This window comes from Bradyrhizobium sp. SZCCHNRI20481, assembly GCF_032485055.1.
Taxonomy (GTDB): domain Bacteria; phylum Pseudomonadota; class Alphaproteobacteria; order Rhizobiales; family Xanthobacteraceae; genus Bradyrhizobium.
In genome coordinates, this window is the sequence record NZ_JAUEUE010000018.1 from 68,592 (window position 1) to 80,032 (window position 11,441).

Sequence of the window (11,441 nt, forward strand, 5' to 3'; positions counted from 1 at the left end):
GGATAAGTATAAGGCATCTTATGCTCACGGAGAGTATAAATGGCCGAGCTTGTCCTGCCTGCCGTCGCGCCGAATGCACCGCTTGCTGAGCGTCTGAGGCGGGTGATCCCGCCGCCGGAATGGGCCGTCTTCGAGGACGACGTCGCAGCCATTCTGGCGCTGAAGCGCCAGCGCAATGCCGTGGTGCTGGCGCACAACTATCAGACGCCCGAGATCTATCACGGCGTCGCCGACATCGTCGGCGACAGCCTGCTGCTGGCGCGCGAAGCGACCAAGGTCGATGCCGAGGTGATCGTGCTCGCCGGCGTCCACTTCATGGCCGAGACCGCCAAGCTGCTCAATCCTGACAAGACGGTGTTGATCCCCGACGTAAAGGCGGGCTGCTCATTGGCGGAATCGATCACCGCCGACGACGTGCGGCTGATGCGCGCGCGCCACCCCGGCGTGCCCGTGGTCGCATATGTCAACACGTCGGTGGCGGTGAAGGCCGAGTCCGACGTCTGCTGCACGTCCGGCAACGCACGCGCGGTGGTCGAGTCGCTCGGCGTCGATCACGTCATCATGCTGCCGGATGAATATCTCGCGCGGAACGTCGCCGCACAGACAAAGGTCAGGATCACGGCCTGGAAGGGGCATTGCGAGGTGCACGAGCGCTTCAGCGCCGCCGACGTCCGCGCGCTGCGCGACAACCATCCCGGTGTCACCGTGCTTGCGCATCCGGAGTGTCCGCCGGAGGTCGTGGCGGAGGCCGACTTCGCCGGCTCGACCGCGGCGATGTCGGACTTCGTCGGAGCAAGAAGGCCGGCCCGGGTGGTGCTGCTGACGGAATGCTCGATGAGCGACAATGTCGCCGTGCTCCATCCCGACATCGAGTTCATCCGTCCCTGCAATCTGTGCCCGCACATGAAGCGGATCACCCTGAAGAACATCCGCCATGCGCTCGAGACCAACATGCACGAGGTCACGATCGATCCCGCGATGGCCGAGCGCGCGCGGCGCTCGGTGGAAAGGATGCTGGCGTCATGAGCATCGATGTTTCGGCGTTGATCGGCCGTCCCGTGATCATCGGCGGCGGTGCCGCAGGTCTGATGACGGCGCTTGCGCTTGCGCCCGAGCCGGTCGTGCTGTTGTCGAAATCGCCGCTCGGCGCGGAGGCGTCGAGCATGTGGGCGCAGGGTGGACTGGCCGCGGCGGTTGGCGATGACGATGATCCGGGGCTGCATCTGAAGGACACGCTCGCCGCCGGAGCGGGATTGTGCGACGAGGCCGCTGCGCGCCGCATCATCGAAGCAGCTCCGGCCGCGGTCGAGCGCCTCGCGCAGCTTGGCGTTGCGTTCGACCGAGGTGCGGATGGACGTTGGCGTCTGGGCCTGGAGGCCGCACACAGCCGCAACCGGATCGTGCATGCGACCGGCGACGGCACGGGACGCGAGATCATGCGCGCACTGATCGTGGCTGTGCGGCGTTGTGCTTCGGTGACCTTGCTCGAAGGCGTCGAGGCGCGCCGGCTGATTGTCAATGACAACGCGATCCAGGGCGTGGCTGCGGCGCGCGGCGGTGAGGCTCTGATCCTCGGCACGACACGCGTCGTGATCGCAACCGGCGGCATCGGCGGCCTGTTCCTCGACAGCACCAATCCGGCCGGCTGTTTCGGCCAGGGCCTCGCGCTCGCGGCGCGGGCTGGTGCGGTGCTGTCCGACCTCGAATTCGTGCAGTTTCACCCGACGGCGTTCGACGGGCCGTCGCGGCCGCTGCCGCTGCTCACCGAGGCGATCCGCGGCGATGGCGCCGTCCTGATCGACGACACTGGCACGCGCTTCATGGCCGACGAGCCCGGCGCTGAGCTGGCGCCGCGCGACGTGGTGGCGCGGGCGGTATGGCGCCGCCGTGCGCAAGGCCACCGCGTGTTCCTCGATGCGCGCGAGAAGCCTGGCAAGGATTTCGCTGCGCGCTATCCCGTGATCAGCGCCTTCTGCCGCATGGCGGGCATCGATCCCGCGCGCGATCCGATCCCCGTGCGGCCGGCCGTGCACTATCATATGGGCGGCATCGCTGTTGACGCGATGGGACGCAGCACGGTCGAGGGCTTGTGGGCCTGTGGCGAGGCCAGCCGCACCGGCCTGAACGGCGCCAACAGGCTCGCCAGCAACTCGCTGATGGAAGCGATCGTCTGCGCGCAATGGGTGGCCGAAAGCGTGGCCGGCGCGCCGCAGCGTGCAGGCAAGCCGTGCGAGGTGGCGGCAATTCCGCCGGCGTCCGATCCGTCGGCCGTACGGCCGCTGCTGTCGCATGCGCTCGGCGTGATGCGCGAGCGTCGCACGATCGCGGCTGCCGTCAGCAGCCTGCTTCCGCTGGCAGAGCAGGCCGGGCCCGCGGCTGATCCTGCGCTGGTCGGCCTGATGCTTGCGGTCGCGGCCCATGCCCGTGAGGAGAGCCGCGGCGCGCATTTCCGCAGCGATCGTCCGGACACGCTGCGCGTCGCGCAGCCGTCCAGCTTCACTCTGTCCGAGGCGGTCGCCGTTGCACGCGACATTGTCGAGGCGGAGCAGACGCCGTTCAGGAGCGCAGTGCCATGACTCTCAATCCTCTCTCGCCCTTGCTCTACGAGCCGCTGGTGCGCATGGCTCTGCTCGAGGATCTCGGCCGCGCCGGCGACATCACCACCGATGCCATCGTCCCCGCCGAGCAGCGCGCCTCGCTGAAGCTGAGGGCGCGCCAGCACGGGGTGATCGCAGGTCTCGATGTGGCGCGCTGCGCCTTCCAGACCGTCTCGCCGGACGTGCGCATGGAGATCGTGCGACCGGACGGCAGCGTCGTGACGCCGGGAGACGCGATCGCGACCATCAGCGGCCCGGCACGGGCGCTGCTGACCGGCGAGCGCGTCGCGCTCAACTTCCTCTGCCGTTTGAGCGGGGTCGCCAGCGCGACGGCGTCCCTGGTCGCCGCGGTGATAGGGACCAAGGCGCAGATCGTCTGCACCCGGAAGACCACGCCGGGCCTGCGCGCGCTGGAGAAATATGCGGTGCGCGCGGGTGGCGGCGGCAATCACCGCTTCGGGCTCGATGACGCGGTGCTGATCAAGGACAACCACATCGCCATCGCCGGCGGCATCAAGGCTGCCATCACGCGCGCGAAGGCCCATGCCGGCCATCTCGTCAAGATCGAGGTCGAGGTCGACACTCTGGCGCAGCTCGAGCAGGCGCTGACGCTGGGCGTCGATGCGGTGCTGCTCGACAACATGACGCCGGCGGAGCTCGAAGCCGCCGTCGGCATGATCAGCGGCAAGGCCATCGCGGAAGCCTCGGGCCGGATCACGGTGGAGACCGTACCCGCGATCGCCGCGGCCGGCGTCGACCTGATCTCGGTCGGCTGGATCACGCATTCGTCGGCCGCGCTGGACATCGGGCTCGACGAGGCGTGATCAGCCCTTGAGCACGGCGATCAGCTTCGCGGCATTCTCCTCCAGCACCTTCGGATCTTCCTTGCGGCTCGCGGGCGGCAGCAGGGAATCGCCGTTGTGGCGCGGCATGATGTGGACGTGGAGGTGGAACACCATCTGCCCGCCGGCATGCTCGTTGAACTGTTGCACGGTGATGCCGTCGGCGGCGAACGCGGTCTTGGCGGCGCGGGCGATGGTGCGCACGGCACGGCCGACGTGGAGATAGTCCTCCTCGGTGATGTCGAGGATGTTGCGTGCAGCGGCCTTCGGGATCACCAGGGTGTGGCCGGGCACGCGCGGCATGATGTCGAGGAACGCCAGCACGTGGTCGTTCTCATAGACCTTGGTGCAGGGGAATTCGCCGCGCAGGATCTTCGCGAACGGATTGTTGGGATCGTAGGCGGTCATGGGCAGTCCCTTAAGCGGTTCCTCTTGGTGCGCCTTACTCTCACCGGCACGTGTCGCCGGTCAAGACGGCTCGTCCATCCCTTTCCGGAACGGTCCGGATTCGGCGAGCTCGCGGCCGGCCTCCTCGACATAGGCGCGCTCGCGCTTGAGATAGTCGTCGATGGCCCGGCGCAGGCCGCGATCGGCGATGTAGTGCGCGGAGTAGGTGGTCTGCGGCAGGTAGCCGCGCGCGATCTTGTGCTCGCCCTGGGCGCCGGCCTCGACCACCCCCAGCTTGTGCTGGATCGCGAAATCGATCGCCTGGTAGTAGCAGACCTCGAAATGCAGGAACGGGTGATGCTCGATGGCGCCCCAGTTGCGGCCGAACAGCGTGTCCGAGCCGATGAAGTTGATGGCGCCGGCGATCCAGCGTCCGTCGCGCTTGGCCATCACCAGCAGCACGTCTTCGGCCATGCTCTCGCCGATCAGCGCGAAGAACTTGCGGGTCAGATACGGCCGGCCCCATTTGCGTGAGCCGGTCTCCATGTAGAAATCGAAGAAGGCGTCCCAGGCATCCTCGGTGATGTCCTTGCCGGTCAGCCAATGGATGCTGATGCCGGCGCCGAGCGCATCGCGGCGCTCGCGCTTGATCGCCTTGCGGTGGCGCGAATTCATCGTCGCCAGGAAATCGTCGAAGCTGGAAAAACCCTGGTTGTGCCAGTGGAACTGCTGGTCGGTGCGTTGCAGGAAACCCTGCGCTGCGAGCAGCTGCCATTCGGATTCACGGGCGAAGGTGACGTGCACCGACGACGCCTCGCTGATCCCGCACAACGCCTTCAGGCCCTGGGCGAGGGCGTTGCCTATCAACTCCCGGTCCTGGTCGGCGCGGATCAGCAGCCGCGGCCCACTGGCAGGCGTGAATGGGACGGAGACCTGGAGCTTCGGATAATAGCGCCCGCCGGCGCGCTCATAGGCATCAGCCCAGCCGCGGTCGAAGACATATTCGCCCTGCGAGTGGGACTTGAGATAGCAGGGCACGACGCCGAGGACCTCGTCACCCATTTTCGCCACCAGATGGCGCGGCGCCCAGCCGGTGCGCAGGGTGGCCGAGCCGGAGGCTTCGAGCGCCGAGAAAAATGCGTGTGAGATGAACGGATTGTAGCCGCGGCCGCAGGCGGGAGATGAGCCGGGACTCACGCGACCGTCCGGATTGGCACAGGCGTCCCATGCTGCAGCCGGGATTTCGCCGACCCCGGGGACGGCTTCGAGCGTGATCTCAGGTGATGCCATCGAGTCCTTGAAAGTCGAGTCCTTAAGAGAACCTAACGAGCGGCGTCCCGGCGGCGGCGACGCTCGAATGGCCGGTCCCTCAAGATCGTGCATCGCAGCAGCGAGTTCAAGGCCGGCGTCACGTCTCCGGCGTAAACCCTTCGAAGATCATCTGATCCGCATAGCGGGCTGCGGCGGCGCGCTGCTCGGGGGTGCGGACGGTCCAGGTCAGCAGCGGGCAGCCGAACACGTTGCGCGCGATCCAGGGGGCAGGCGCAGGCAGCTGCTCGACCCAATAGGCGACGAAATGCGGCTGGCTGCTGAAGCCATGCTTGAGATGCAGCATGCTGTCGCGTTGCGCCTGGGTCAGCTTGGCCCAGTAGCCGTCCTCGTAGCTGCGCTGGGCGACGATGCCGCGCGTCAGCTCCGGCATGGTTTCGCGCAGCGCCAGCACCTGGTCCGGATCGAACGACATGCCGACCACCGGCCCGGAATAGGACGCCAGCACCTCGGCCATGCGCCGGACCAGCCGGTGATCGCCCTGGAACGTGCTCTTGACCTCGACGACCAGCGGCACGCGCCCGGCGATCAGGTTGCAGAGGTCGCCGAGCGTCATCATCTGCTCGTCGGTCTGCTTGAACTTGATCGCTTTCAGCTCAGCCGCGGTCTTCTCGATCAGCGGGCCGGTGCCCTCGGTGAGGCGTCCGAGATCATAGTCGTGATGCACCATGGCCTCGCCATCGGCCGACAGCTGGATGTCGCATTCGATGGCGAAGTTGCCGGCCACGGCGCCGCGCGCGGCGGCCGGCATGTTCTCGATGATGCCGCTGACAGCATCATGCAGGCCGCGATGGGCGACGGGGCGGGCCGTCAGCCAGTCAGGTGCGCGCATTCGCCCCGTCCATTTTGCTGGCGCATGATCTCGTCGGAAAACCGTTTCGCACTTTTCCGGATCATGCGCTCTCTCTCACTCAACCTCGAACACGCCTTCGACTTCCACCGCCGCATCGGACGGCAGGGCCGAGACGCCGACGGTGGTGCGGGCGTGGCGGCCCTTGTCGCCGAAAGCGGCGACCATCAGGTCGGAGGCGCCGTTGAGGACCTTCGGCCCGTCGAGGAAGTCCGGCGCCGAATTGACGAAGCCGCCGAGACGGACGACGCGCACGACCTTGTCGAGGTCGCCGATCGCCGCCTTGACCTGCGCCAGCAGGTTGACGCCGCAGCCCTTCGCGGCCGCATAGCCGTCCTCGATCGACACGCCGCCGCCGAGCTTGCCGGATGCGATCATCTTGCCATCGGCGCCGAGGCAGACCTGGCCCGACACGAACAGCAGGTTGCCGGTGCGCACGAACGGGACGTAGTTGGCCACCGGCGCCTTTGGTGCCGGCAACGTGATGCCCTGTGCCGTCAGATTCTGTTCAACCGTACCCGCCATCTGAAATCCCCGTTCTGTCGTCTGAAAGCCGATCCCGTGCCGGACCGCGGTCCTGTTTGGCGCAGTTGCTAGTGACATGCAAGCAGCCAGCGCCGACGCCAATCCGCCGCTTTGACCGCACGTTTCCGTGAGCCAGCCGCAGTTGCGACGTAATGCAGCGGTCTTTAATGTGACGGTTTAGCGATACGTCCTCCGAGGAAAACTCATGGCTCATTCGTTTCGACTGTCGATGGGAGCGCTCGCCGTGGCGGCGATCACATTCGGTCCGGCGCCGGCCGGGGCGGCCGTGCCGTTCCTGCCGCATCAGGCGCTCTATGACCTGAGCCTGGTCAAGTCGCGCGGGTCGAGCCCCGTCAATAGCGCGCGCGGCCGCATCCTCTACAATTTCTCCGGCAATGCCTGCAACGGCTACACCTCGGAATTCCGCCAAGTGTCGGAGCTCGATCTCGGCGAGGGCAAGGTGACCCTGAGCGACCTGCGCTCGACTGCCTGGGAGGACGGCGCCGGCAAGAGCTATCGCTTCAAGATCGACTCGCGCATGAACGATCAGGCCTCCAGCCCGGTCGACGGCATCGCCGAGCGCACCGGCGATCACATCACCGTCAAGCTCAAGCAGCCGGAGGCGAAGACCTTCACGCTCGACGGCTCGACCGTGTTTCCGACCGAGCAGATCCATCGCATCATCGCCGCCGCGCGCGAGGGCAAGTCGCTGCTTGAGCTGACGGTCTACGACGGCTCGGACAATGGCGAGAAGGTCTACAACACGCTGACCGTGATCGGAGCAGCCGTGTCGGCCGACAAGGCGGCCGCCAAGCCCGATGCCTCGACCGACAACGACGAGATGAAGAAGATGACGCGCTGGCCGGTGACGGTCAGCTATTATGACCGCGACGCCAAGCGGGCCGAGGGCGAGCAGACGCCGGTCTACGCGATGTCGTTCGAGCTGTACGAGAACGGCGTCTCGCGCGCGCTCGTGCTCGACTACAATGATTTCGTCATCGCCGGCGCGCTCGGCAAGTTCGACGTCAAGGACGCGAAGGACGGCAAACCCTGCGGCAATTGATCGGGGCGTCATTCCGTCTGCTCCGGGCCGTCATAGGCGATGCCGCGGATCACCGCGGCCTGGCCGAACTTCTTGCGTAGCGCATCGATCGCGCGCTCGGCCGAGGCCGAACGGCGATCGAGCATGTCGGTGTCGGAGGCCTCCGAGCCCGGGCGCAGCGCGCTGACGCCGGCGCCCATCAGCCGGAACGCCGTGCCGTCGGTCTCGCGCGCCAGCATCTCCTTGCAGATTGCGAAGATCTTGCCGGCGAGCTGCGTCGGCGCCGCGATCGATTGCGAGCGGGTGCGCTGGCGGAAGTCCGCGGTCTTCAGCTTCAAGGTGACGGTCGAGCCGGCCAGCTGGCTCGCCTTCAGCCGCGACGAGACCTTCTCCGACAGCCGCCACAGCATCTTTTCCAGGGTTGCGTAGTCGCGGATGTCGGTGTCGAAGGTGGTCTCGCTGGAAATCGTCTTGGCGCCGCGGTCGGCCACCACCTTGCGGTCGTCGATGCCGCGCGCCAGCCGCCACAGCCTGCGGCCGTCGCCGCCGAACTGCTTCATCAGCTCGATCTCGTCGGCGCGCTGCAGGTCGGCGATGATGCGGAAGCCGCAATTCGCCAGCCGCTGCTGGGTGGCGGGACCGACGCCGAAGATGAAGCCGACCGGCTTGTCGGCCAGCATGTTGCGCGCTTCCTCCTGGTCGAGTGCGGCGAAGCCGCGGGGCTTGTCGAGGTCGGAGGCGATCTTGGCGAGGAACTTGTTGCAGGACAGGCCGACCGAGACGGTGATGCCGATGGTCTGCTCGACCTCACGGGCGAAGCGCGCCAGCACCTTTGCGGGGACCATGCCGTGGACGCGCTCGGTTCCGGAGAGGTCGAGGAACGCCTCGTCGATCGAGAGCGGTTCGACCAGCGGCGTCAGCGCCTGCATCGCCTGGCGGACCTCGCGGCCGACCCGGACGTATTTCGCCATGTCCGGAGGAATGACGACCGCCGAGGGACACAGCTCCAGCGCCTTGAACATCGGCATCGCCGAGCGCACGCCATAGGTGCGGGCGATGTAGCAGGCCGCCGACACCACTCCGCGCTTGCCGCCGCCGATGATGACGGGCCGGTCGGCGACCTCGGGATTGTCGCGTTTCTCGACGGTCGCATAGAACGCGTCGCAATCGATATGGGCCAGCGTCAGCGCGGGCAGGGCGCGATGGCGGACGAGGCGCGGCGAGCCGCAGGCCGTGCAGCGGCGCGCGTTGTCATCCAGATCCGTCAGGCAGTCGCGGCAGAAGCAGGTCGGCCCGCTGACCGCGCGCGACGCTCCTTCTGGCGCGGAAGCGGTCACGGCACGTCGCGCTCCCACTGCCGGTCGCCCAATACCTGCCGCGCCGCCATGATATTGGTCGGATGTAACTTGGAGCTGGCGGCAAAAGCCTTTACCGTCTCGTCGTCGCGCAGCACGAAATCGAGCACGCTGACCAGGAAATTGGGGTCGGCGGCCGAGGATCGCAGCGTCTCCGGCCCAATCCCGGTCTCGGCCAGGAACCGGCCCAGCCGCTCCGGTTCGCCGGCCAGGAAGCCGAGGGCCTGAACTGCAACGATTTCAGCGACTTCGCGCGGATTTCGAACGGGCTTTTTCAACGGCGGATTTGCCTTTCCGTTAACTTGTCGGCTCTACTTTGCGTCCATCATGCCCGAGTCTTCGGAATGGGTTCAAGCAAGTGGAAACCATCTCGGGGAAAGATCGAATACCGACTTAACGGGTTAGAACGAATCTGGGGCTAGTTTGAATTAGATGAGTAGCGGTGGACAGGCGTCCGCCAGAGGGCATGCCGGTGTCAGTGATTCGGAGGGGCGGATGGGCAAGACCGTCCTGATCGTGGAGGACAACGAGCTCAACATGAAGCTCTTCCGCGATCTGTTGGAAGCCCACGGGTACCAGACGTCCGGGACGTCCAGCGGCGTGGAGGCGCTCGACATCGTGCGCCGGACCCGCCCCGATCTGATCCTGATGGACATCCAGCTGCCGCAGGTCTCGGGCCTGGAAGTGACGAAATGGATCAAGGACGATCCGGATTTGCGTGCCATCCCGGTGGTGGCAGTGACGGCCTTTGCCATGAAGGGCGACGAGGAGCGCATCCGCGAGGGTGGCTGCGAAGCCTATCTTTCCAAGCCGATCTCGGTCGGAAAATTCATTGAAACGGTACGCCGCTTTATCGGCTAAGGAGTTTCTGCAGTGTCCGCGCGTATCCTTGTGGTCGACGACGTCCCGGCCAACGTCAAGCTGTTGGAGGCGCGGCTGTCGGCCGAGTATTTCGACGTGCTGACCGCCGCGAACGGCGCCGAGGCGCTGCAGATATGCCAGCGCGCCGAATGCGACATCATCCTGCTCGACGTCATGATGCCAGACATGGACGGCTTCGAGGTCTGCCGCCGGCTGAAGTCGAATCCGGCCACGCATTTCATTCCGGTTGTCATGGTGACGGCGCTCGACAGCCCGTCCGACCGCGTGCGCGGCCTGGAGGCCGGCGCCGACGACTTCCTGACCAAGCCCGTCTCCGACGTCGTGCTGATCGCGCGCGTGCGCTCGCTGACGCGGCTGAAGATGATGACGGACGAGCTGCGCATGCGCGCGCTGACCTCGCTCGAGATCGGCGTGCAGGCGCCCGAGCGCAACGCCGTCGCCGACGGCGGCAGGGGCGGCAAGGTGCTGCTGGTCGATGACCGGCCGTCGTCCTACGAGCGGCTCGGGCCGATGCTGGCGACCGAGCATGCCGTCGATGTCGAGACCAATCCCGCCGAGGCCGTGTTCAACGCCGCCGAAGGCAATTATGACCTCGTCATCGTCTCGCTCGACCTGAACGACTACGACGGCCTGCGGCTGTGCAGCCAGCTGCGCTCGCTGGAGCGCACCCGGCACGTGCCGATCCTCGCCATCGCCGAGGCGGAGAACAATTCGCGGTTGCTGCGCGGCCTGGAGATCGGCGTCAACGACTATCTGCTGCGCCCCGTCGACAAGAACGAACTGCTGGCGCGCGCCCGCACCCAGATCCGCAAGCGCCGCTACACCGATCACCTGCGCGACAACGTGCAGAACTCGATCGAGATGGCGATCACCGACGCGCTGACCGGCCTGCATAATCGCCGCTACATGGAGACGCATCTGGCGACCTTGGCCGACCAGGCGGCGAGCCGCGGCAAGCCGCTGGCGCTGATGATGCTCGATATCGACTACTTCAAGTCGATCAACGACAATTACGGCCACGATGCCGGCGACGACGTGCTGCGCGAGTTCGCCATGCGGGTGCGCAAGTCGATCCGCGGCATCGATCTCGCCTGCCGCTATGGCGGCGAGGAGTTCGTGATCGTGATGCCCGAGACCGATTTGCACGTCGCTGGCATGGTCGCCGAGCGGCTGCGGCGGTCGGTCGCCAACGAGCCGTTCTCGGTGCACAAGGGCGAGAAGCGCATCGAGGTCACGACCTCGATCGGGCTGTCGACCCTGGAGCAGAAGGGCGAGCCGATCGCCGACGTCATGAAGCGCGCCGACAATGCGCTCTACCGCGCCAAGAACGAGGGCCGCAACCGCGCGGTGGCGATCGCCCCCGTGCATCAGCCGGCGCCGTTCCTGCCGCAAGCCGCCGGCCGCGGCCGCTGAGGGGCAGGGCGGCTCCGATCTTTCTGTCCTCGGCTGAAGCTGCGGCGCATCTGTCCAACGGCCTCCATCTGCCATCGAGCCGCTCCGGGCCTCGTGCTTCGAGACGCGCCGCAAGCGGCGCTCCTCAGCATGAGGGTTGAGAGCTTCGCCAAGATCTCTCAAAGACCGCGCCAAGACCACGGATCTCGTCCTGAGGAGCACGCCGCAGGCCTGCGTCTC

12 protein-coding genes are annotated in these 11,441 nt (G+C 66.7%); 6 read left to right on the forward strand and 6 right to left on the reverse strand.

What is annotated here, in order from left to right:
• Positions 1 to 39 precede the first annotated feature (39 nt).
• The 3 genes from nadA to nadC are packed head-to-tail and all read left to right on the forward strand — an operon-like array spanning position 40 to position 3,421.
• Positions 40 to 1,026, forward strand: coding sequence for a quinolinate synthase NadA (gene nadA, locus QX132_RS26635; protein WP_316163264.1), 987 nt, complete (start codon positions 40 to 42; stop codon positions 1,024 to 1,026).
• A complete protein-coding gene (locus QX132_RS26640) occupies positions 1,023 to 2,576 on the forward strand; it encodes an L-aspartate oxidase (protein WP_316163265.1) in 1,554 nt (517 codons plus the stop codon). The genes nadA and QX132_RS26640 overlap by 4 nt, the downstream gene beginning before the upstream one ends.
• On the forward strand, positions 2,573 to 3,421 hold the full coding sequence (nadC, locus tag QX132_RS26645) for a carboxylating nicotinate-nucleotide diphosphorylase (RefSeq protein ID WP_316163266.1): 849 nt from the start codon (positions 2,573 to 2,575) through the stop codon (positions 3,419 to 3,421). The genes QX132_RS26640 and nadC overlap by 4 nt, the downstream gene beginning before the upstream one ends.
• On the opposite strand, the gene QX132_RS26650 is transcribed toward nadC, so the two are convergent.
• The 4 genes from QX132_RS26650 to QX132_RS26665 form a co-directional block, all read right to left on the reverse strand.
• Complete coding sequence (locus QX132_RS26650) at positions 3,422 to 3,847, reverse strand: HIT family protein (protein WP_315775233.1); 426 nt, start codon at positions 3,845 to 3,847, stop codon at positions 3,422 to 3,424.
• Between the two features lie 60 nt (positions 3,848 to 3,907).
• Positions 3,908 to 5,116: a GNAT family N-acetyltransferase gene (locus QX132_RS26655; RefSeq protein ID WP_316163267.1), complete on the reverse strand. Its 1,209-nt coding sequence runs from the start codon at positions 5,114 to 5,116 to the stop codon at positions 3,908 to 3,910.
• 118 nt (positions 5,117 to 5,234) lie between these two features.
• Positions 5,235 to 5,987: a glycerophosphodiester phosphodiesterase gene (locus tag QX132_RS26660; protein WP_315797993.1), complete on the reverse strand. Its 753-nt coding sequence runs from the start codon at positions 5,985 to 5,987 to the stop codon at positions 5,235 to 5,237.
• Positions 5,988 to 6,062: 75 nt separating this feature from the next.
• A complete protein-coding gene (locus QX132_RS26665) occupies positions 6,063 to 6,530 on the reverse strand; it encodes a RidA family protein (protein ID WP_315740311.1) in 468 nt (155 codons plus the stop codon).
• 205 nt (positions 6,531 to 6,735) lie between these two features.
• Between QX132_RS26665 and QX132_RS26670 the strand changes: the two genes are divergently transcribed.
• Positions 6,736 to 7,593 (forward strand): cell envelope integrity EipB family protein, encoded by an 858-nt coding sequence (locus QX132_RS26670; RefSeq protein ID WP_315740310.1) that lies wholly within the window; start codon positions 6,736 to 6,738, stop codon positions 7,591 to 7,593.
• An 8-nt stretch (positions 7,594 to 7,601) separates the two neighbouring features.
• Here the strand turns inward: QX132_RS26670 and QX132_RS26675 are convergent, their stop codons facing one another.
• Together QX132_RS26675 and QX132_RS26680 are read right to left on the reverse strand one after the other, a co-directional pair.
• Positions 7,602 to 8,909 carry a DNA polymerase IV gene (locus tag QX132_RS26675; RefSeq protein ID WP_316163268.1) on the reverse strand — a complete coding sequence of 436 codons (1,308 nt, stop codon included), beginning with the start codon at positions 8,907 to 8,909 and terminating at the stop codon, positions 7,602 to 7,604.
• Positions 8,906 to 9,205 (reverse strand): DUF3572 domain-containing protein, encoded by a 300-nt coding sequence (locus QX132_RS26680; protein WP_315740308.1) that lies wholly within the window; start codon positions 9,203 to 9,205, stop codon positions 8,906 to 8,908. Before QX132_RS26680 ends, QX132_RS26675 begins: the two co-directional genes overlap by 4 nt.
• A gap of 217 nt (positions 9,206 to 9,422) precedes the next feature.
• Between QX132_RS26680 and QX132_RS26685 the strand changes: the two genes are divergently transcribed.
• Together QX132_RS26685 and QX132_RS26690 are read left to right on the forward strand one after the other, a co-directional pair.
• The gene (locus QX132_RS26685) at positions 9,423 to 9,788 is read left to right on the forward strand and encodes a response regulator (protein WP_008964019.1); all 366 of its coding nucleotides are present in this window, start codon (positions 9,423 to 9,425) and stop codon (positions 9,786 to 9,788) included.
• Positions 9,789 to 9,800: 12 nt separating this feature from the next.
• Entirely contained in the window at positions 9,801 to 11,222 is a 1,422-nt protein-coding gene (locus QX132_RS26690) for a PleD family two-component system response regulator (RefSeq protein ID WP_316163269.1), read from the forward strand.
• Positions 11,223 to 11,441: the final 219 nt, after the last annotated feature.